Source organism: Curvibacter sp. EU05-FHT14A10, assembly GCF_058791075.1.
Genome location: NZ_JBYTDE010000008.1, coordinates 1 through 21865, shown reverse-complemented (window position 1 = coordinate 21865; position 21865 = coordinate 1). Strand labels below are relative to the sequence as shown.

Here is a 21865-nt window from a genome sequence, read left to right as displayed (position 1 = left end):
CCGTCGGCCAGGGCGAACCGGGCCGCGAGATTGTAAAACGGTGGTGTGCAGGCCCCGCTCAGCGGGCCGCGGTGGCCGGCACTTCCACGGGCACCACGGGCCCGGGGCCGACCACAGGCACCAGCGGCACTGGCGGGCTGAGCGCCAGGGCCGGGCTGACGATCTGATCCTCCAGCCCCAGCGAGCGGATGAAACCGCCCTCGGCCCATTCGCTGTAACGCCAGTCGCCATTGACCCGCACCACGCCCTCGGGGGCTTGCAGCTCCTGCACCGGCACGTTCTTGAGCGCGGTGCTCATGAAATCGATCCAGGCCGGCAAGGCCAACGCCGACCCCGAAGACCGACTGCCCAGGCTGCGCGGAGTGTCGTAGCCCACCCAGGCCACGGCGGCAATGCGCGGCTGGAAACCAGCGAACCAGGCGTCCACCACATCGTTGGTGGTCCCGGTCTTGCCATACAAGTCGGGGCGTTTGAGTGCGGCCTGGGCGCGGGCCCCGGTGCCCACCCGGGCCACGTCCTGCAGCAGGCTGGCAATCAGAAAGGTGTTGCGCTGCGGCACCACGCGGTCGGCCTCGGTGAGTGTGATCTCGGGCGCCTCGAACACCGCCCTGCCTGTCGCATCGCTGATGCGGCGGATGAACTGGGGCTTGACCTTCAGGCCGCCATTGGCGATCACGGCGTAGGCACCGGCCAGTTGCATCGGGTTGGTTGAACCCGAGCCCAGGGCCTGGGTCAGGTTGTCGGGCTGGCGCTCGGGGTCAAAGCCGAAGCGGCTGGTCCAGTCGCGCGCGGCCTGGGGGCCCAGCAGTTGCAGCAGGCGGATCGAGACCAGGTTCTTGGAGCGGATCAGCGCCTGGCGCACCGTGATGGGGCCGTCGGTGCTGCCGTCGTCGTTCTCAGGCGACCAATCCCCCACATGGCTCAGCGGTGCGTCATTGACCAGGGTTTCGGGCTGCACACCACGCTCCATGGCACCGGCGTAAATGAAAGGCTTGTAGCTGGAGCCCGGTTGGCGCCAGCCCTGGGTCACGTGGTTGAACTGGTTGCGGTGAAAGTCAAAGCCTCCCACCAGGGCCCGCACATCACCATTGGCCGGGTCCAGCGCCACCAGCCCCCCCTCGGCCTCGGGCCACTGGGTCAGTACCCAGCCCTTGCCCTGCTGCAGCACCCGCAGCACAGCGCCGCGGCGCACACGCAACTTGTTGCTGGCATTGGGTGCCAGGCCAGGCTGGATCTGACGCAGGGCGGCGCCCTCCAGGTGCAACACCTCACCCGAGGCCAGCACCACGGTGGCCGCCTTCGACGCCGCCTGGGTCACGATGGCCACGCGCAGTTCATCGTCGTCGTCGTAGTCAGACAGGCTCTGGGCCACGGCCGGGTCGGTGTCGGACAGCCCGGTCGCCAAGGTCTCTTCACCCTCGGGGCCACGCCAGGACTGGCGCAGCTCGCGCTCGATCAAGGTGCGGCGCAGGGCCTTGTAAGCGGCCTCCTGCTCATCGGCACGCAGCGTGGTTTCAACCTTCAGACCGGTGGTGTAACTGAGCTCACCAAACTGGGCATACACCTGCTGGCGCGCCATCTCGGCCACGTACTCGGCGTGCACATCCACCTCGTTGAGCTTGCGGATGAGCAGCTTCTGAGCCTTGGCCTGTTCGTACTGTGCATCATTGATCACCCCCTGGGAATGCATGCGCGACAGCGCCACCAGTTGCCGCGCCCGGGCCCGCTCGGGATTGCGGATCGGATTCACAAAATAGGGGTTCTGCGGCAGGCCGGCCAGCATGGCGCATTCGGCCGGCGTCAGCGCGGCCAGCGTCTTGCCAAAGTAGGTCTGTGCGGCCGCCTCGAACCCGTAGGCGCGTGAGCCCAGGTAGATCTGGTTCATGTACAGCTCCAGCACCTGGTCCTTGCTGAGCTGGGATTCGATCTTCAGCGACAGCAAGGCTTCCTTGAACTTGCGCCCCAGGCTGCGTGATCGGTTCAGAAAAAAGGTGCGCGCCACCTGCTGGGTGATGGTGGAGGCCCCCTGCAGCCGCCCGCCGGTGACGATGGAGGTCAGCGCCCGAGCGATGCCGATGGGGTCGATGCCGTGGTGCTGGTAAAAGCGCGAATCCTCCACCGCCAGCAGGCTGTCGCGCATCAGCTGGGGAATCTGGTCGATGCGCTGATACACCCGGCGCTCGCTGCCGAAGCCGCCGATCTCCACCCCGTCGGCGGTGTACACGCGCAGCGGCTGCTTGGGCTGGTAGTTGGACAGGGCGCTGGTGTCCGGCAGGTTCGGGTACATCAGCACGCCGACCACCACGGTCAGCACCGACAACAGGACCAGCGCCAGCGCCCCCCAGGCCAGCACCCGGCGCCAATGCACTCGCAAGGCGCTGCCCAGGCGGACCGGTCGGAGGGAGTCAGGGAATGAAAACCGCATGCGTGGAGAGCTCAGACAAAACGCCCATTATCGACAAGCGCCCCACACCCCCATCCGTCCTAGGGAAAGTGCCGGTGGCGCAGACAGGGGCGAGCCGTATAACGGAAGCACCCAAAAAGGAGACCCGCATGAAGAGACGTTTCGCCCCGGCCTTCGCCGTGCTCACCCTCAGCGCCACCGCCGCCCTGGCCCAAAGCCAGGGGGTGAGCAAGGACACCATCGTGCTTGGATCGATTCAAGACCTGTCCGGTCCGCTGGCCGGTTTCGGCAAGCAAGACCGCCTGGGCATGATGCTGCGGGTGGACGAAATCAACGAGCAAGGCGGCGTGAACGGCCGCAAGATCAAGCTGCTGGTCGAAGACTCGGGCTACGACCCCAAGAAGGCGGTGCTGGCGGCCCAGAAACTCGTCAATCAGGACAAGATCTTTGCCATGGTGGCGCACATCGGCACGGCCCAGAACCTGGCGGCCATGCCGGTGCAGTTTGACAAGAACGTGATCAACTTCTTCCCGGTCACCGCCGCGCGAGAGATGTACGAGCCCTTCCATCGGCTCAAGTACTCATTCGCCGCCACTTATTACGACCAGATCCGGCTGGCCGCACCGCAGTTGATCAAGGAAAAGCAGGCCAAGAAGGTGTGTGCCTTGTACCAGGACGACGAGTTCGGCCTGGAGGTGCTGCGCGGGGGTGAGGCAGCCCTCAAGGCCATGGGCACCGACTTCGCAGAAAAAACCTCGTACAAGCGTGGCGCCACCGATTTTTCGTCGCAGGTGGCCAAGCTCAAGGCCGCCAACTGCGACTTCGTGGTGCTGGGCACCATCATCCGCGAGACCATCGGCGCCATTGGCGAATCGCGCAAGATCGGCTTCAACCCCACCTTCCTGGGCTCAAGCGCCGCCTACACCGACCTGATCCACAAACTGGGCGGCAAACCCATGGATGGGCTGTACGCCACCATGACGGTGCAGCACCCTTACCTGGACGAAGCCGCGCAGCCGATCCGTTTCTGGGCCAACAAATACAAGACCAAGTTCAACGAAGACCCCACCGTGTTCTCGGTCTATGGCTACAACGCGATCGACGCGTTCATCCGTGCGGCCCAGAAAGCCGGCCCCAACCTGAGCACCGACAGCTTCATCAAGGCCATGGACACCATGGTCATCCCGCCCGACATCTTCGGCAGCCCTGAGGCCAGTTTTGGCCCGCAAAAACGCCTGGGCAACACCCTCAGCCGGCTCTCGCAGATCCAGGACGGGCGCTGGAAGGTGGTTTCGGACTACGTGAAGCCTTGAGCTAGGCCGGGGCGCTCTGCGCCTGTTCAAAGCCTCTCTCGGGTCGCGCAGACATTGAACAGGCTCTCAGGGCGCAGCGCCCTGCGGGGAGCGCTCCAGGCGCCCCACCTCCAGGCCCTGTGCCGCCAGGCGCTTGAGCAAGGCTTCATAGACGGGCGCCGGTACGCTGGGGGTGCGCGACAACACCCACAGGTATTCTCGGCGCGGTTCACTCACGGCCGCCAACTGGTAAGCCTCGTCGAGGTCGATCACCCAGTAATCCCCCCACACCGCCGGAATGAAGGACAACCAGGCCGGCGCAAAACGCACCTGCAAGCGGGGCGAGTCGGCCGGGCCGATCTGGCGGGCCTGCCCCATGGCCTTGTCGACACGGCCGTCGGCCAGGCGACATTGGTTGACCACGCGCACCGTCCCATCAGGGTTGCTCTGGTAGTCGGCACGGGTGTCGGCCACACATTGTTTCTGGAACCGGTTCGGAAACTTGGCCACCTCGTACCAGGTGCCCAGATAACGCGGCAGATCCAGCCGTTCGATCGACTGCAGCGCGGCGGGCTCCGCCGCGTGGGCACCTGTTGCCAACACGCTCGCCCAGCCCGCGCTGACCAGGAGCCAGGGGGTCAGGCGACGACGCCAAGTCAATCGGAACGGCTTCAAGGACTGTGACATGGAAACCTTTTTTGTTGATGCATCACCACTGAAAAATCAAGTTGAGACTGCGCTGTCCGACGACAAAACAATCTTAAGATTCATTATTTTCATCAAAATTTAATCCTTTGTTCTCTTAATCCGTTTTTTCGACAAAGCACATTTGGTCAAATGTTGTTCAGGAAATAGCAAGGGTTTCTACTAATTTGTAAGTTTCTGCCTGCTAGACTCCCGCGCTTCTGGCGCAATCCCAGACGCCAGCAAACCGACTGGAGACCTGACCGCATGAGCCCGACTGATCGCATCCGCAGCCCCGAACTTCTGTCCAAGGTGATGAGCGCCGAAGAAGCCGCCGCCCTGATTCCCCTGGGCGCCAACGTGGGCATGAGCGGGTTCACCGGCGCTGGTTACCCCAAGGCCGTGCCCCAGGCACTGGCCGAACGCCTGGCGGCCTGCCATGCGGCAGGCCACACCGAGGCCCGCATCGGCCTGTGGACTGGCGCCTCCACCGCGCCTGAACTGGACGGCGCACTGGCCAAGGTCAATGGCATCGAAAAACGCCTGCCCTACCAGTCGGACCCCACCCTGCGCAAGCTGATCAACAACGGCCAGGTGCGTTACATCGACATGCACCTGTCCCACGTGGCCCAGATGGCCTGGTTCGGCTTCCTGGGCCACCTGGATGTGGCCGTGGTCGAGGTGGCGGGCATTCTGCCCGACGGCCGCCTGATCCCCTCCTCTTCGGTGGGCAACAACAAGACCTGGCTGGACCAGGCCGACAAGATCATCCTTGAGGTCAACGAACTGCAAAGCGCCGGACTGGAAGGCATGCACGACGTCTATTACGGCACCCAGTTGCCCCCCAACCGCAAGCCCATTCCGCTGACCCACCCCAGTGACCGCATTGGCGAACCCTATCTGCGCTGCGACCCATCCAAGGTGATCGCCGTCGTGCGCACCCGCCAATCCGACCGCAACTCGGTGTTTGCAGCGCCCGATGCGGTCTCGGAACAGATTGCCGCGCACATCATCGACTTTCTGAAGCACGAGGTGAAGCAAGGCCGCCTGCCGGACAACCTGTTGCCGCTGCAGTCGGGCGTGGGCAACATCGCCAACGCCGTGCTGGCCGGGCTCAACAAGGGCCCGTTCGAGAACATGACCGCCTACACCGAGGTGCTGCAGGATGGCATGCTCGACATGGTGCGCTCAGGCAAGCTGAGCTTTGCCTCGGCCACCGCCCTGTCGCTGAGCCCCCAGGCCACCGAAGACTTCAACCAGAACATCGATTTCTACCGAGAACGCATCGTGCTGCGCCCGCAAGAGATCAGCAACCACCCCGAGCTGGTGCGGCGCATGGGCGTGATCGCCATGAACGCGATGATCGAGGCCGACCTGTACGGCAACGTCAACTCCACCCACATCATGGGCTCGAGCATCATGAACGGCATCGGCGGCTCGGGCGACTTTGCCCGCAACGCCTACCTGTCCTTTTTCGTCACGCCCTCGGTGGCCAAGGACGGTGCCATCTCGTGCATCGTGCCCATGGTGTCGCACGTGGACCACACCGAGCACGACGTCGAGATCATCGTCACCGAACAGGGTCTGGCTGACCTGCGTGGCCTGGCGCCCACGGAACGAGCCAAACTGATCGTCGAACGCTGTGCCCACCCCAGCTTCAGGCCCCAGTTGCAGGACTACCTGGACCGCGCAGCCAAGAGTTCGTCCGGCCTGCACACACCGCACCTGCTCAACGAGGCCCTGAGCTGGCACAGCCGCTTCCTCGAAACAGGCAAAATGTGACGATGACACAGCCCTGGGTGCCGCACATCATCCAGCCGGGCCACCAGCCCGGCGGGTGGCCCGCATGATCGTCCGCGACCGGCCCAACGGCCTCAAGCTCTTCTTGCTGATGCGCGGCTCAATCATGCCGCGCATCTTCCGCGTGCTGGCCTTCAACATCCTGCTGGCCACGGTGGTCACCGTGACCCATGGGGCCCTGTTCCACACCAAGGTCACGCTCACAGCGATTCCGTTTTCACTGATCGGCCTGCCGCTGGCCATTTTCCTGGGTTTTCGCAACACCGCCGCCTACGACCGCTACTGGGAAGCCCGCAAGCTGTGGGGCGAACTGGTGCTGCGCAGCCGCAACCTGGCGCGTCAGTGCCTGCACCTGATCGACGCGCCGCCCGCCGGGCAGCCCGACCTGAGACGCATCATGGTGCTGCGCGCCGCAGCCTTCTGCCATGCCTTGCGCCTGCTGCTGCGCAACGGGGGCGACCCGCGCGAACTGCAAGCCCTGGTCACCGCCGAAGAATGGACGGCCGTGGCGCCCAGCAGCAACAAGCCGCAGGCCCTGATGATGCGCATGGGCGCCGACCTGGCCGCCTGCCGCCGCGCCGGCCTGCTGGGGCCCAACGAACTGGTGCACATCGACGCCACCCTGTCGGCCATGACCTCGGCCGCAGCCTCGTGCGAACGCATCAAGAACACTCCCGTGCCCTTTTCTTACACCCTGCTGCTGCACCGCACGGCCTATGCCTACTGCTTTCTGCTGCCCTTCGGCCTGGTGGACACCCTGGGCTTCATGACCCCGGTGGTGGTAGCCATCGTGGCCTACACCTTTTTCGGCCTGGACGCCCTGGGCGACGAGATCGAAGAGCCCTTCGGCCTGCTGGCCAATGACCTGCCGCTGGACGCCCTGTGCCGCCACATCGAGATCCACCTGCGCGAGGCCTTGGGCGAGTCCGATCTGCCGCCTCCACTGCAACCGGTCGACTACTGCCTGTTGTAGAAAACCCCGCAAGGCGACCCGCCAAACGCAAGCAGTTGTGATAACGCAGTGCCCCGCCGCAGGCCGCGCCTAGAATGCGCCGCAACCCTGGGCCCCTTTCATGCTCTTCGTTCTCACCCCCTTCGACTGGCTGACCCTGCACGGCCTGGTCACGGTGGTGTCGGTGCTGATCTATGTGGTCACCTCGCATGTGATGCGCCAGCGCCGCCACCCCACGGCCGCCATCGCCTGGGTGTTCTTCATCCTGCTGATGCCCTACGTGGCCTTGCCGGCCTACCTGACCTTTGGCTCCCGCAAGCGCCAGCGCCCCACGCCGGCGCCCAAGAACCCAACGGCAGGCGATGCCCCGCCGAGCAGCGACACCCCGGCGCACTGGGCCTGCGACACCCTGCTCGCCCTGGGCCAGGCCGGCCCTGCGGGCTACCACAGCCTCCAGGTGCACGCCGACGGGCACGAGGCCCGGCAAGCCTTGTTGCAGGTCATCGAAGGCGCCCGCCACAGCCTGGACATCGCCACCTTCATCCTCAAGGACGACGCCCTGGGCAGCCCCCTGATCGATGCCCTGTGCGCCAAGGCGGTGGCGGGTGTACGCGTGCGCCTGCTGCTCGACGGCCTGGGCAGCCTGATGGCCGGACGCCCTCGACTCAGCCGCTTCACCCGGGCCGGCGGGCAACTGGTCTTGTTCGTTCCGCCGCTGCACTCGCCCCTCAAGGGCCGCATCAATCTGCGCAACCACCGCAAGCTGGTGGTGGCCGACGCCGGCGGGCCACAGGCCCGCCTGTGGTGCGGCGGTCGCAATCTGGCGGCCGAGTATTTCGAGGGAGAGGCCCATCAGCCACCCTGGCGCGACCTGAGCTTTGACCTGCAAGGCCCGCTGGTGGCGCTGGCCCATTGGCAGTTCGAACACGACTGGGCCTTTGCCAGCGGTCGCCGCGCGCCGCCCAGTCCAAGCCACCCTCGGGGGGACAACCCCAGTGCGCCCACCGGTCAGGCCCAGTGGGTGGCCTCGGGCCCCGACCAGGCCGACGACACGGTCTACGCCATGTTGCTCACGGCGGCCTACCGGGCCAGCCGCCGGCTGTGCCTGGTCACCCCCTACTTCGTGCCCGACCCGGCCCTGCTCAATGCCCTGTGCCTGGCGGCACGTCGGGGGGTCCAGGTCGAACTGCTGCTGCCGGCTCGATCCAACCACCGACTGTCGGACCTGGCCCGGGCCCGGGCGCTGCGGGCCCTGGTGCAGGCCGGCGGTCAGGTCTGGCTGTTACCGGGCATGCTGCATGCCAAGCTGGCCGTGGTCGACGACCAACTGGCACTGGCCGGCTCGGCCAACCTGGACAGCCGCAGCCTGTTCCTCAACTACGAGCTGATGGTGGCCTTTCAGTCCGCCCACGACGTGCAGCGCTTTGCCGCCTGGTTCGAACGCGAACGCCAGGGGGCTCGGCCCTACCGGGCCCAGCCACCGGGCCTGGTGCGCGACCTGCTGGAAGGCATGCTGCTGTGGATGGGCTTCGAGCTCTAGTGCAAGGCTTGAGCGGGTGCTGCAGGGACTGGTTATCCCGGCCCGGAAGACGGGTGACATGCGCTTACATTCTTGGCTGCACTGAAATCCTGGAGCCTTTATGCACAAGCCCCGTCCAGACCTAGACCGCCGTCAGACCCTGCAAGCGCTGAGCCTGCTGGGTGCCGCCAGCCTGATCGGCCCCGCCCGCGCCGAAGCGCCGCTCGAAGGCGGCCCCCTCAAGATCGTCGTGCCCTACCCGGCTGGCGGTACGTCCGACCGTGCCGCCCGGCTGCTGGGCGACGCCCTGGCCCCGCGCCTGGGCGTGCCCGTGATCGTCGAGAACCACGTCGGTGCCGGTGGCCGCCTGGCAGCCCAACAGCTGTGGCGCGACAGCTCGGGCCAGAATCAGCTGTTGCTGGCCAACCCCGCCACCATGCTGGTGGCCCCGCTGGTGTTCAAGGACGTGGGCTACGACCCCGACAAGGACTACCGCCCGGTGGCCCAGATCACCCGTTATTCCTTCGGCCTGGCCGTGGGCGCAGGCGTGCCAGTGCGCGAGTTCGCCCACTTGCGCGCCTGGATGACAGCCAACCAGGACAAGGTAGCGGCCGGCGTGCCAGCCACCGGCAGCCTGCCCCATTTCTTTGCCCTGATGCTGGGCGAACAACTCGGCCTGAGCCTGCCCATCGTCGGCTACCGCGGCTCGGCCCCTTTGCTCAACGACCTGATGGGAGGCCATGTGCCTGTGGCCGTGGACACGCTGGACGCGCTGGAGCCCCTGCACAAGACCGGCAAGCTGCGCATCCTGGCCGTGTCGAGCGACGAACGGGCGGCCTCCCTGCCTAACGTGCCCACCTTCCGCGATGTGGGGCTCAAGCTGTCGGCACTGGGCTGGAATGTGCTCTACGCGCCGGCCAACCTGCCAGCCGCACGGGCCCAGCGCATCGGCGCGGCCGTCACCGCCGCCATGGCCCAGAAAGAGCTGCAGGCCCGCTTTGCCGCGGCCGACATGGAGCCCGTCAGCAGCAGCGCCGAGCAGACGCGTCGCATGCTCACGGCCTATGCCGCCCAGTGGGCGCCGGTGGTGCGCAAATCAGGCTTCCAACCCTGACCAGCAGCCCCACCCACGCCCCGCCCTGCGCGACCACCTCATGCCCCCAGCCGGCAGGCCTCAAAGTTGCTAACCCCCGAGCAGGGCCGCTGCGGCGGCCCGTCACACCAACAAAGGGAGGAGCGCGGCATGCACGCAGACGCCACGCTGGAGGAGGCCACCCTGGCCCCCGCAGTGATCGATATCGAAGCTTCCGGATTCGGACGCGGCAGCTACCCCATCGAGGTTGGCTTTGTGCTGCCCGATGGTGAGGCCTGGTGCAGCCTGGTCCGCCCCGAGCCGGACTGGCTGCACTGGGACCCTGCCGCCGAGCAGGTACATCACATCACGCAGGAGGCCTTGCAGCGCCATGGCCGATCGTGCCGCGACCTGGCCGAACTGCTCAACCGGCGCCTGCGCGGCCTGACGGTCTACACCGATGGCTGGGCCCACGATTACAGCTGGCTGGGCCGCCTCTATGAAGCGGCCGACCTGCTGCCCAGCTTTCGGCTGGACAACCTTTTCGTGCTGCTGGACGAGGCCCGCCTGGCCCATTGGGACACCACGCGCCTTCAAGTGGCCCAACGCCTGCAGCTGCAGCGCCACCGGGCCAGCGCCGATGCCCGCGTGCTGCAAGAGACCGTGCGGCAACTGAGCCAACAGCCCCGCCTTTGATCCATTTATTTTCACAAAGCAACTGCTTGCTATAAATAAAAGGTTTTGTTATCGTGCCGTGCATGGAAGCCCCTGCACGCCGACGCGCCCCCTCGAAAGCCCCCCCCAAAGCCACCGCACCGGCACCCGCCGCCCCGCTGGTTGACACCCCTGCGGCCGAGGTCGCCGAAGCCCGGCGGCCGCGCGGCCGCCCGCGCAAGACCGTGGACGAGCTGGACGACGGCAACCGCCGTCGCGCCCTCATCGAGGGCGCAGCACGCCTGTTCCGCAGCCAGGGCTTCGATGCCACCAGCACCCGAGACATCGCGGCCGCGGCGGGCATGCACAGCGGCTCGCCCTTCTACCATTTCGAAAGCAAGAGCGCCTTGCTGCATGCCGTGATGGACGAGGGCATGGTGCTGGCCCTGCACAGCCAGAAGAACGCCCTGGCCCTGCTGCCGCCCAGCGCCCCGCCGCGCGAACGCCTGCGCGTGCTGGTGCGCCACCACTTCGAGATCCTGCTGGGCCCCCACAGCGACTTCATTCCAGTGATGCTGTACGAGTGGCGCTCGCTGAGCCCGGCTCAGCGCAAGAGCATCGCCCGCGTCAAGGACGACTACGAAAACCTCTGGATGCCCGTGCTGCAGGCCCTGGCCGACCAGGGGGCGCTGCAGGCCGAGCCGGCCGTGGCGCGCCTCTTCATCTTCGGGGCCCTCAACTGGTCGGTGCAGTGGTTCGACCCGCAACGCGGCATGAGCCTGGACCAGCTCACCGATCAGGCCCTGGCCCTGTTCACCCGGGAGACGCCATGAACACCCCCACCCCACCCCCCGGCCCGCACTACCGTTCGGCCTTCGCGCCCGGACTGTTTCAGGACCAGGTGATCCTGGTGACCGGCGGCGGCTCGGGCATCGGGCGCTGCACCGCCCACGAACTGGCCCGCCTGGGCGCCCAGGTCGTGCTGCTGGGGCGCCAAGCCGCCAAACTGGCCACCGTGCAGGCCGAGATCGAGGCCGACGGGGGCCAGGCCAGCACCGAGCTGTGCGATATCCGCCAAGAGGACGCGGTGGTGGCCATGGTGCAGCGGGTGCTGAGCCGCCACGGACGCCTGGACGGCCTGGTCAACAACGCCGGCGGCCAGTACATGACCCCGCTGGCGGCCATCTCGGCCAAAGGCTGGGAGGCGGTGGTCAACACCAACCTCACCGGTGGCTTCCTGGTGGCGCGCGAGTGCTACCGCCAGCACATGGCCGCTCATGGGGGGGCCATCGTCAACATCGTGGCCGACATCTGGGGCTCGATGCCGGGCATGGGCCACAGTGGCGCCGCGCGCGCCGGCATGGTCAGCCTGACCGAGACCGCCGCGCTCGAATGGGCCGCCGACGGCGTGCGCGTGAACGCCGTGGCCCCGGGCTACATCGCCTCCAGCGGCATGGACCACTACCCGCCCGAGGCCGCCGAGCACCTGCGCGCCATGCGCCAGACCGTGCCCCTGGGCCGCTTCGGCAACGAGGCCGAGGTCTCGGCCGCCATCGTCTTTTTGCTCAGCCCGGCCGCCAGCTTCATCAGCGGCAGCACGCTGCGGGTCGACGGTGCCCGGCCCCAGACCCGCCTGGGCTGGCCCATGGCAGTGCCCACGCCGGCCCAGCGCGACCGCGCCGCCGTGCACCCCTTTGATGGCTTTCACCGGGCCCAGGTGCCGCGCGTGTTCGCAGCGCCCCCGCCCTCAACCGCCCCCACCACCCAGCAGGAGCCACAGCCATGAGCCGGTACGAAACCCGCTGGAACCCCCAGGCCCCGGCCGCCCAGCAACGCCGGGAGGCCGTGCTGGCCCGGCTGGCCGCGCTGCGCGCGCTGGAAGACCGGGCGGCCGCCGCCTCGGCCCGCTCGCGCCCGGTGTTCGAAAAACGCGGCCAGTTGCTGCCACGCGAACGCGTGGCCCTGCTGCTCGACCCGGGCAGCGCCTGGCTGCCGCTGGCCTCGTTGGCAGGCTACCTGCACGACGTGAAAGACCCGGCCCGTTCGGTGCCCGGTGGCGGCATGATCGCCGGCATCGGCCAGGTGTCCGGCGTGCGCTGCATGGTGGTGGCGAGCGACTCCGGCATCGAGGCCGGCGCCATCCAGCCCATGGGCCTGGAAAAAATCCTGCGCGTGCAGGAGATCGCCCTGCAGAACCGGTTGCCCTTTGTGCACCTGGTGGAAAGCGCCGGCGCCAACCTGATGCGCTACCGCGTGGAAGGCTTTGTGCATGGCGGCAGCCTGTTTCGCAACCTGGCGCGCCTGTCGGCGGCCGGCATCCCGGTGATCACTGTGCAGCACGGCTCGGGCACTGCTGGCGGGGCCTACATGCCCGGCCTCAGTGACGTGGTGATCATGGTGCGCGCCCGCTCACGGGCCTTTCTGGCCGGGCCGCCCCTGCTCAAGGCCGCCACCGGCGAGATCGCCACCGAAGAAGAGCTCGGGGGGGCTGAGATGCACTGCAGCACCTCGGGCCTGGGCGAGTACCTGGCCGAGGACGACCGCCACGCGCTGGCCCTGGCGCGCGAGGTGCTGGCCGGGATAGCCTGGGCCCCCGCCCCCGTCGACCCCAGCGCCCCGCCGCCGCTGTACCCAGCCGACGACCTGCTGAGCCTGATCTCGGACGACCTGCGCCAGCCCGTGGACATGCGCGAGGTGATGGCCCGCCTGGCCGATGGCTCCGACCTGCTCGAATTCAAACCCCTGTACGGCGCCGCCACGGTGTGCGCCCAGGCCCGCATCGAGGGCAGGCCACTGGGCTTCATCAGCAACAACGGGCCCATCGACGTGGCCGGTGCCAACAAGGCCACGCACTTCATCCAGTGGATGTGCCAGCTGGGCCACCCCATCGTCTACCTGCAGAACACCACGGGCTACATGGTGGGCAAGGACAGCGAGCAAGGCGGCATGATCAAGCACGGCAGCAAGATGATCCAGGCCGTGACCAACGCCACAGTGCCTCAGATCACGCTGCAATGCGGCGCCAGCTTTGGCGCCGGCAATTACGGCATGTGCGGGCGCGGCTATGCACCCCGCTTTCTGTTCACCTGGCCGCAGGCCCGCACCGCGGTGATGGGTGGCGAGCAGGCGGCCCGCACCATGCAGATCGTGACCGAGGCGGCCCTGGCGCGCAAAGGCCAGACCCCCGACCCGCAGCAGGCCCAGACCCAGTTCGAGCAGATCGTGGCCATGTTCGAGGCCCAGGCCGATGTGTTCCACACCAGCGCCCTGCTGTTGGACGACGGCGTGATCGACCCGCGCGACAGCCGCGCCGTGCTGGCCCAGTGCCTGGCCCTGTGCGCCGAGGCCGAAACCCGCCCCGTGCGGCCGATGCAGTTCGGGGTGGCCCGCATGTAAGCCCATCCCCCCACGGCCACCCCATGCCACCCCAGGCCCGCCGCGCCCCTCTCATGAACGACAAAAACGGAGACACCCCATGCAATTCACCCATGAGCACCGCGAAATCCAGAAGACGCTCAAGCGCTTCATCGACACCGAGATCAACCCCCATGTGGACGAATGGGAAGAAGCCGAGATCTTCCCGGCCCACGAGGTGTTCAAGAAGATGGGCCAGCTCGGTCTGCTGGGCCTGACCAAGCCCGAGGCCTATGGCGGCGCCGGCCTGGACTACAGCTACGGCCTGGCCATGACCGAGACCCTGGGCCACATCGACTGCGGCGGCGTGCCCATGGCCATCGGCGTGCAGACCGACATGTGCACCCCCGCGCTGGCGCGCTTCGGCAGCGACGCCCTGCGACGCGAATTCCTGGCCCCGGCCATCGCAGGCGATGTGGTGGGCTGCATCGGCGTGTCCGAGCCCGGCGCCGGCAGCGACGTGGCCGGCATCAAGAGCGTGGCGCGCAAGGATGGCGACGACTACCTCATCAGCGGCCAGAAGATGTGGATCACCAACAGCCTGCAGGCCGACTGGATGTGCATGCTGGTCAACACCGGCGAAGGCCCGATGCACAAAAACAAGAGCCTGATCATGGTGCCCATGCGCGAAGGCCGCAACGGCCGCCTCACCCGCGGCATCGAGGTGGCGCGCAAGATCAAGAAGATCGGCATGAACAGCAGTGACACCGGCCTGATCTACTTCGACGAGGTGCGGGTGCCACAACGCAACCTGATCGGCGTGGAGGGCCAGGGCTTCATCTACCAGATGCAGCAGTTCCAGGAAGAGCGCCTGTGGGCGGCCGCCAGTTGCCTGCAATCGCTGGAGAACTGCCTGCAAGCCACCATCGAATGGGCCCAGGAGCGCAAGATGTTCGGCGCCACCCTGGCCGACCAGCAATGGGTGCAGTTCAAGCTGGCCGAGATGAAGACCGAGCTGGAGTGCCTGCGCGCCCTCACCTACCGCGCCTGCGAGCTGTACGTGCAAGGCCAGGACGTGACCGAGCTGGCCAGCATGGCCAAGCTCAAGGCGGGCCGGCTGAACCGCAGCATCCCCGATGGCTGCCTGCAGTTCTGGGGCGGCATGGGCTTCACCTGGGAAAACAAGGTGTCGCGGCTGTACCGCGACGGCCGACTCGGTTCGATCGGGGGCGGCGCCGACGAGGTGATGCTGGGCATCCTGGCCAAGGTCATGGGCATCGCCAAGCGTGCACGCAGCTGAGGCACCCGCCATGTCCCACTTGCTGATCGACCGCCAGCCCCTGGGCCCGGGCTGGGTGGAACACTGGGTGCTGAACGACCCGGCCAGCCGCAACGCGCTGACGGCCGAACTGGTGCAAGCCCTGTTGCAAGCGTGCGCCCGGGCCGCGCAAGACACCCCCCTTCGCGCCGTGGTGCTGCGCGGCGCTGGCGGCAGCTTCTGCGCTGGCGGCAGCCTGGGCGGCTTTGCCAGCAGCCTGGGCCAGGCTCTGGCCCCCGGCCAGCCCGACCCGCTGGTGCCCATGAACCGCGAGTTCGGGCAGTTGCTGGAGGCGCTGTGCGCCCTGCCCCAGACCCTGCTGGCCGCCGTGGACGGCCCCGCCATGGGCGGCGGCCTGGGCCTGGTGTGCTGCGCCGACTGGGTGCTGGCCACACCGGGCGCCGTGCTGGCCGCCCCCGAGGTGACCTTGGGCATCGTGCCGGCCCAGATCGCCCCCTTTGTGCTGCGCCGGCTGGGCGACGCCCGGGCCCGCCGTTGGCTGCTCGGCGGCGAGCGCCACTCGGCCGCCCAGGCCCTGGCCGACGGCCTGGTGACCGAGGTGGTGACTGACCTGGAAGCCGGCCTGGCGGCCCGCCTGCTGGCCCTGAGTGCCGCCGCCCCGGGCGCGGTGGCGGCCACCAAGGCCTTGCTGCAAGCCGGGCAGCCGCCCTTGCCGGCCTGGCTGGACCAGGCCGCCCAGGCCTTCGCCAGTGCCTTGCGCGGCCCCGAGGCGGCCGCCGGCCTGCAGGCCTTTGCCCGCAAGCAACCCGCGCCCTGGCGCGCCCCAGATGGAAGTACGAGGGCCTGATGTTCAAACGACTGCTGATCGCCAACCGGGGCGAGATCGCCCGCCGGATCATCCGCACCGCCCGGGCCCTGGGCCTGGAGACGGTGGCCGTGTTCTCCGAACCCGACGCCCAGGCCTTGCACGTGCGTGAGGCCGACCAGGCCTTTGCCCTGGGGGGCGCCAGCTCGGCCGACAGCTACCTTCGGGTAGAACGGCTTTTGGAGGCCGCCCGCGCCACCGGTGCCGACGCGCTGCACCCGGGCTATGGCTTTCTGAGCGAGAACGCCGACTTTGCCCAGGCCGTGCGCGATGCGGGTCTGCACTGGATCGGCCCGCCCCCCGAAGCCATCCGGGCACTGGGCAGCAAGGCCGGTGCCAAGGCCCTGGCCCAGGCCCATGGCGTGCCCTGTCTGCCTGGGTATGCCGGTGAAGACCAGCGCCCCGAGCGCTTTGCCGCCGAGGCCGAACACATCGGCTACCCCCTCATGGTGAAGGCCGTGGCCGGCGGCGGCGGACGCGGCATGCGCCTGGTGAGCGCCCCGGCGCAACTGGCCGCCGCACTGGCCAGCGCCCACAGCGAGGCCCTGGCCGGCTTTGGCGATGGTGGCCTGCTGATCGAACGGGCGCTGCTGCGGCCCCGCCACGTCGAAGTGCAGGTGTTTGCCGACCGCCACGGCCACGCCGTGCACCTGGGCGAACGCGACTGCTCGGTGCAACGGCGCCACCAGAAGATCATCGAAGAAGCCCCCAGCCCCGCCGTGGGCCCCGGCTTGCGCCAGCGCATGGGCGAGTGCGCCGTGGCGCTGGCCCGGGCGGCTGGCTACGTGGGCGCCGGCACGGTGGAGTTCTTGCTCGACGGTGACGACTTCTACCTCATGGAGATGAACACCCGGCTGCAGGTCGAACACCCGGTGACCGAGGCCCTGACCGGGCTGGACCTGGTCGAGTGGCAGTTGCGTGTGGCCCGGGGCGAGCCCCTGCCGCTGCAACAGGCGCAGATCCGCTTCGAGGGCCATGCCATCGAGGTGCGCCTGTGCGCCGAAGACGAGCACTTCCGCCCCCACACCGGCCGCGTGCTGGGCTTTGTCGAACCGCCGGGCGTGCTGCATTTCCAGAACCCCGACGCCCGGGGCGGGCTGCGCTTCGACCATGCGCTTGAAGTGGGCACCGAGGTCAGCCCCCACTACGACGCGATGCTGGGCAAGCTGATCGCCCATGCGCCCACCCGGGATCAGGCCATCGCCCGCCTGCGCCAGGGCCTGGCCGCCACCGTGCTGCTGGGGCTGCCCAGCAACCGGGCCTTTCTGGCTGCCTGCCTGGACCACCCGGAGTTCCGCGCCGGTCAGGCCCTGATCCCCTTCCTGGCTGAGCACGGTGATGAGTTGCGCGCCCAGTTGAGCACCCAGGAGGCCGCGCACCTGAACGGTGCTTGGCCACTGCTGCTGTGGGGGCGGCAAGGGCTGCACAGCCCACTGGCCTGCGCGCTGGAACGCCCCTTGCGCGTGCGCCATCGCGAACGGCTGCACGACTGGCAGGTACGCGAAACCGGCGCCGGCCAGGCCCAGGCCCGGCAGGGCGAGGCCACCCCGCTGCAGATCGGCTTGCAGACGCGGCCCGGTGGCGGCTGGCTGCTGAGCCTGCAAGGCCGCCACCTGAGCGTGCAGGGCGTGGCCCTCGATGCCCGGCGCTGGCATGTGCAGGTGGCCGGCGCAGACCTGTGGCTGGACGATGCCTCGTTCGAGCCCCCCGGGCGGGGGCCCGGCGGAGCCCAGGCCCTGGCGTTGCGCGCGCCCTTCAATGGCCGGGTGATCCGCATCGCGGCCGAAGTGGGCCAGGTGCTGGCCGCAGGCGACGCGCTGGTGGTGATCGAGTCAATGAAGCTGGAGCACAACCTGGCCGCGGCCGGCCCGGCCCGGGTGGCCGAGTTGCTGGTGAGCCCAGGCCAGCAGGTGGGGCCCGGCCAGTGCCTGCTTCGCCTGGAACCGCTCCACACCCCAGCCCAGGAGGCCCAGCCATGAGTGAACGCACCGACGACACCCTGCAGGCCGACCGGACTGCGCTGAGCGATCTGGTGGCCCGCTTTGCCCGCCACGAAATTGCCCCGCACGTGGGCGACTGGGACGCGGCAGGCGAGTTCCCGCGCAGCCTGTACCAGCGCGCTGGCGAGTTGGGCCTGCTGGGCCTGGGCTACCCTGAGGCCTATGGCGGCACCCCGGCCCCTTACGCGCTGCGCCTGTCGCTGTGGCAGGCGCTGTGCCGCCACGGCGGCAGCGGTGGCGTGCTGGCCAGCCTGCTGTCGCACAACATCGGCCTGCCCCCCATCCTGAACCACGGCAGCGAGGCCCTGCGCGAGCAGGTGATCCCGCCGGTGCTGCGCGGCGAGCAGATCGCGGCGCTGGCCATCACCGAGCCCGGCGGCGGCTCGGATGTGGCCGCCCTGCGCACCACGGCGCGGCGCGAGGGCGACCACTATGTGATCGATGGCGAGAAGACCTTCATCACCTCGGGCCTGCGGGCCGACTGGATCACGCTGGCGGTGCGCACCGGCGAGCCCGGCAGCAAGGGTGCAGGGGGCCTCTCGATGATCGTGGTGCCCGGCGCCAGCGCCGGCCTGACGCGCCAGCCCCTGCAGAAGATGGGCTGGCTGTGCTCCGACACGGCGCAGCTGCACTTCGACGGCGTGCGCGTGCCCGCCAGCCACCTGCTGGGCGAAGAAGGGGCCGGCTTTCGCATCATCATGGGCAACTTCAATGCCGAGCGCTTCGGCATGTCGGCCGCGGCACTGGGCTTCAGCCAGGCCTGCTACGACGAGGCCCTGGCCTGGGCGCGCCAGCGCAAGACTTTTGGCGCCGCCCTGGTCGAACGCCAGGTGATCCGGCACAAGCTGGTCGACATGCAGATGCGCATCCACTCGACCGCGGCCTGGCTGGAGCAGGTGGCGGCCCGCGCCGACGCAGGTGACACGGGCCCCGACTGGGTGGCCCAGGTCTGCCTGCTGAAGAACCACAGCACCCAGACCATGCAGTTCTGTGCCGACCAGGCGGTGCAGATCCTCGGCGGCATGGGCTTCATGCGCGGCACGGTCAGCGAACGGATCTACCGCGAGGTCAAGGTGATGATGATCGGGGGCGGCGCCGAGGAAATCATGAAAGACCTGGCCGCACGACAATGGGGCTTATGAGCAAACACCCAGCCCCCCTGCCCCTGGCCTTCGAGCCCGAGTTTGAAACCGGCCTGAAGAAGATCTTCGAGGAGATGATCGTCTTCAACACCGTGCTCGGCCTGAAGATCACCTCGCTCAAGCCCGACAACGTGACCGCGCGCATCGACATGAAGCACGAGCTGATCGGCCACTTCAGCTACAACCGGCTGCACGGCGGCGTGATCGCGTCGGGCCTGGACGCCCTGGCCGGCCTGGCCGTGATGGCGGCCATCGGCGCACGCCACATGGACGAGCCGCCTCTGGAAAGGCTCAAGCGCTTTTCCAAGCTGGGCACCATCGACCTGCGCATCGACTACCTGCGCCCGGCCATTGGCGAATTCTTCACCCTGCATGCCGAGGTGCTGCGCCTGGGCTCACGGGTGGCTTCGACCCGCATGGAGTTCCGCGGCCCCGACGGCACCTTGATGTCGACCGGCACGGCCGCCTACATCGTTTCATAACCCGACGGCATGGCCTCGCCGTGCCGGCGTCACCTCAGGAGACTTCCATGACCCCCAGCGACAAGGCCATCATCACCTGCTCCATCACCGGCGTGCTGACCGACCCCGGCCAGCACCATGTGCCCGTGACCCCCGCCGAACTCGCGGCCGAGGCGCGCCGCGCCTACGACGCCGGGGCCTCGGTGGTGCATGTGCACTTTCGCCAGCAAAGCCCGGGCAAAGGGCACCTGCCCAGCTGGGATCCGGCCGTGGCGCTGGCCTGCACCGAAGCCATGCGCGAGGCCTGCCCAGGCCTGATCATCAACCAGACCACCGGCGTGGTCGGCCCCGACTACCAGGGCCCGCTGGACTGCCTGCGCGCCACCCGCCCCGAGATGGCGGCCTGCAATGCCGGCTCGCTCAATTACCTGAAGGTGCGCAGCAACGGCCAGTGGGCCTGGCCGCCGATGATGTTCGACAACCCCCCGGCCAAGGTGCAGGATTTTCTGGACGTGATGCGCGAAACCGGCACCCTGCCCGAGTTCGAGTGCTTTGACGTGGGCATCGTGCGCTGCGTCGAGATGTATGTGCAGACCGGCATGTACAGTGGCCTGCCCGAGTACAACTTTGTCATGGGCGTGGAGTCGGGCATGCCCGCCGACCCCGATCTGCTGCCCATCCTGCTCAAGCTCAAGTTGCCCGGCGCCCAGTGGCAGAGCACCGTGATCGGCCGCGCCGAGATCTGGCCGGTGCACCGCCGTACCGCCGAGCTGGGTGGCCACCTGCGCAGCGGGCTGGAAGACACCTTTTACCTGCCCACCGGCGAGAAGGTGCAGTCCAACGGACCGCTGATCGAGCAACTGGCCCGCTACGCCCGCGACGCCGGGCGCGAGGTGGCCACGCCAGCCGAAGCCCGCCAGATGCTGGGCCTGAGCGCCACGGCGCCGCTCGCTGTATCAAATTGATTCAACCTTGAAGGGCTTTTCGAGGCCTTGTTTGTCAGCCAGGTGGCACCATATGGCGTTTTGAAGCCGGCAGCCCAATTTTGGGCAACACGCACAGAACGCGCTGCCAGCCGCTTGAAGGAGCTCTTGAACATGATGCTGACTGCCCTTGAACCCTCTGCCGCGAGCCGCACCGGCGCCCACGGGCGGCGCCTGCTGGCCGGCTTGGCGCTGGCCCTGGCGGCGTCCTTCGCCTGGGCCTTGCCCACCCCCAAGGACATCGAACAGGCCGTGAACGCCGGCGAGTACCGGCAGGCCGAAACCCTGCTGCGCGAGGTGATCAAGGAAAAGCCTCAAAGCGCCAAGGCCCAGTACGAACTCGGTGAGGTGCTGGCCCGCGAAGGCCGCAACATCGAGGCCCGCGCTGCCCTGCAAGAGGCCCAGCGCCTGGACCCCTCGCTGAAGTTCGCCTCCAGCCCGCAGCGCTTCAACGACCTGCTCGCCAAGATCCCCAAGACCGATTCGCTGTCGTCAAACGCCCCTGGCGCCTCGCTGGGCAGCCCGGCCGCCAAGCCGGCCCCGACCCACAACACCCCGGCCGTGGTGAGCCAGAGTGCGCCGGCCCCGGCCAACCCGGGTTCCTCGTTTCCCTGGGGCTACATCCTGATCGCGGGCGGTGTGCTGTTCGTGGTCTGGAAGCTGGCCACCCGCGTGCTGCCCTCGCCCAGCCCGGCCCCGGGCATGGCGGCTGACACCGCCTTCGGTCGCGGCCCCGTGGCCCAACCCGGCTACGGCCAGGCAGGCTACGGCCAACCCGGCTACGGTGCCCCGCCCAGCAGCGGCCCCGGCATCGGTGGCGTGGTGCTTGGCGGCCTGGCCGGCGCCGCGGCCGGTTACGGGCTGGCCAAGGTGCTGGAGCACGGCAACGAGGACCGCGGCAACCGCGACTCGGGCGGTGGCGGTGGTGGCAGCAACCTGGGCAGTGGCGGCGGCTACAGCCCGATCGACAACCCGCCAGACTATGGCTCGTTTGATGCCGGCAGTGGCGGCAGCGACTCGTGGGACAGTGGGGGTGGGTCGTCGTCGGACGACAACAACTGGTGATGCAGGGGCATCGCCGACGCTGGCTGGCGATGTGGTTTGCATCGCCGGTCGCGGGTTGAAAGAGCCGGGCTTGCCCGGCTTTTTGTTTTTGAAGCCAGCTTTTGGGTTTGTTGCGGGAATGGCTGATTTGCCTTGTCCACCTGTTGTGGGTTCTTTGTTGCCGCTTCGCTCGGTGCCTTCTGCTCTTTGTTGAAGGGCGGAGGCCGGGGGTTCGTCCCGGCGGCCGAGGCACTTTTCTTTGCTTCGCCAAAGCAAAGTACCCCAAAGAAAGGCGACCCGAAGTCAGGGCCACTTCGTGGTTCCCTGCGCTGCTCGCGCCAGGGGGGTCCCCGCTAAACT

General features: G+C 68.1%; 18 protein-coding genes. 16 read left to right on the top strand and 2 right to left on the bottom strand.

Annotation, left to right across the window (positions count from 1 at the left end; genetic code table 11):
* Positions 1–58: 58 nt before the first annotated feature.
* A complete protein-coding gene (locus tag AC3WUT_RS16400; protein WP_492348146.1) occupies positions 59–2425 on the bottom strand; it encodes a penicillin-binding protein 1A in 2367 nt (788 codons plus the stop codon).
* A 128-nt stretch (positions 2426–2553) separates the two neighbouring features.
* Here AC3WUT_RS16400 and AC3WUT_RS16395 point away from each other — a divergent pair, with 128 nt between their 5' ends.
* Positions 2554–3717, top strand: coding sequence for an ABC transporter substrate-binding protein (locus AC3WUT_RS16395; RefSeq protein ID WP_492348145.1), 1164 nt, complete (start codon positions 2554–2556; stop codon positions 3715–3717).
* A 66-nt stretch (positions 3718–3783) separates the two neighbouring features.
* Here AC3WUT_RS16395 and AC3WUT_RS16390 read toward each other — a convergent pair whose 3' ends face one another.
* Positions 3784–4383, bottom strand: a complete 600-nt coding sequence (locus AC3WUT_RS16390) for a lipocalin family protein (RefSeq protein ID WP_492348144.1) — start codon at positions 4381–4383, stop codon at positions 3784–3786.
* A gap of 264 nt (positions 4384–4647) precedes the next feature.
* On the opposite strand from AC3WUT_RS16390, the gene scpC reads away from it, so the two are divergent.
* From scpC to AC3WUT_RS16315, 15 genes are all read left to right on the top strand, one after another.
* Entirely contained in the window at positions 4648–6162 is a 1515-nt protein-coding gene (gene scpC, locus AC3WUT_RS16385; RefSeq protein WP_492348143.1) for a succinyl-CoA:acetate CoA-transferase ScpC, read from the top strand.
* Positions 6163–6226: 64 nt separating this feature from the next.
* The gene (locus AC3WUT_RS16380; protein ID WP_492348142.1) at positions 6227–7153 is read left to right on the top strand and encodes a bestrophin family protein; all 927 of its coding nucleotides are present in this window, start codon (positions 6227–6229) and stop codon (positions 7151–7153) included.
* 100 nt (positions 7154–7253) lie between these two features.
* A complete protein-coding gene (locus tag AC3WUT_RS16375; protein ID WP_492348141.1) occupies positions 7254–8672 on the top strand; it encodes a phospholipase D-like domain-containing protein in 1419 nt (472 codons plus the stop codon).
* Between the two features lie 100 nt (positions 8673–8772).
* Positions 8773–9765 (top strand): tripartite tricarboxylate transporter substrate-binding protein, encoded by a 993-nt coding sequence (locus AC3WUT_RS16370; RefSeq protein ID WP_492348140.1) that lies wholly within the window; start codon positions 8773–8775, stop codon positions 9763–9765.
* Between the two features lie 129 nt (positions 9766–9894).
* Complete coding sequence (locus AC3WUT_RS16365; RefSeq protein ID WP_492348139.1) at positions 9895–10419, top strand: 3'-5' exonuclease; 525 nt, start codon at positions 9895–9897, stop codon at positions 10417–10419.
* A 62-nt stretch (positions 10420–10481) separates the two neighbouring features.
* Positions 10482–11210, top strand: a complete 729-nt coding sequence (locus AC3WUT_RS16360; RefSeq protein ID WP_492348138.1) for a TetR/AcrR family transcriptional regulator — start codon at positions 10482–10484, stop codon at positions 11208–11210.
* Complete coding sequence (locus tag AC3WUT_RS16355) at positions 11207–12163, top strand: SDR family oxidoreductase (RefSeq protein ID WP_492348137.1); 957 nt, start codon at positions 11207–11209, stop codon at positions 12161–12163. Before AC3WUT_RS16360 ends, AC3WUT_RS16355 begins: the two co-directional genes overlap by 4 nt.
* On the top strand, positions 12160–13773 hold the full coding sequence (locus AC3WUT_RS16350; RefSeq protein ID WP_492348136.1) for an acyl-CoA carboxylase subunit beta: 1614 nt from the start codon (positions 12160–12162) through the stop codon (positions 13771–13773). The genes AC3WUT_RS16355 and AC3WUT_RS16350 overlap by 4 nt, the downstream gene beginning before the upstream one ends.
* A gap of 79 nt (positions 13774–13852) precedes the next feature.
* Complete coding sequence (locus AC3WUT_RS16345) at positions 13853–15031, top strand: acyl-CoA dehydrogenase family protein (RefSeq protein ID WP_492348135.1); 1179 nt, start codon at positions 13853–13855, stop codon at positions 15029–15031.
* Between the two features lie 10 nt (positions 15032–15041).
* Entirely contained in the window at positions 15042–15857 is an 816-nt protein-coding gene (locus AC3WUT_RS16340; protein WP_492348134.1) for an enoyl-CoA hydratase/isomerase family protein, read from the top strand.
* A complete protein-coding gene (locus AC3WUT_RS16335; RefSeq protein WP_492348133.1) occupies positions 15857–17854 on the top strand; it encodes an acetyl/propionyl/methylcrotonyl-CoA carboxylase subunit alpha in 1998 nt (665 codons plus the stop codon). The genes AC3WUT_RS16340 and AC3WUT_RS16335 overlap by 1 nt, the downstream gene beginning before the upstream one ends.
* A complete protein-coding gene (locus AC3WUT_RS16330; RefSeq protein ID WP_492348132.1) occupies positions 17851–19017 on the top strand; it encodes an acyl-CoA dehydrogenase family protein in 1167 nt (388 codons plus the stop codon). Before AC3WUT_RS16335 ends, AC3WUT_RS16330 begins: the two co-directional genes overlap by 4 nt.
* Positions 19014–19499, top strand: a complete 486-nt coding sequence (locus tag AC3WUT_RS16325) for a thioesterase family protein (protein ID WP_492348131.1) — start codon at positions 19014–19016, stop codon at positions 19497–19499. The genes AC3WUT_RS16330 and AC3WUT_RS16325 overlap by 4 nt, the downstream gene beginning before the upstream one ends.
* A 47-nt stretch (positions 19500–19546) precedes the next feature.
* Positions 19547–20443 (top strand): beta-keto acid cleavage family enzyme, encoded by an 897-nt coding sequence (locus AC3WUT_RS16320; RefSeq protein WP_492348130.1) that lies wholly within the window; start codon positions 19547–19549, stop codon positions 20441–20443.
* 132 nt (positions 20444–20575) lie between these two features.
* Positions 20576–21526, top strand: coding sequence for a tetratricopeptide repeat protein (locus tag AC3WUT_RS16315; RefSeq protein WP_492348129.1), 951 nt, complete (start codon positions 20576–20578; stop codon positions 21524–21526).
* The last annotated feature ends 339 nt before the right edge of the window (positions 21527–21865 follow it).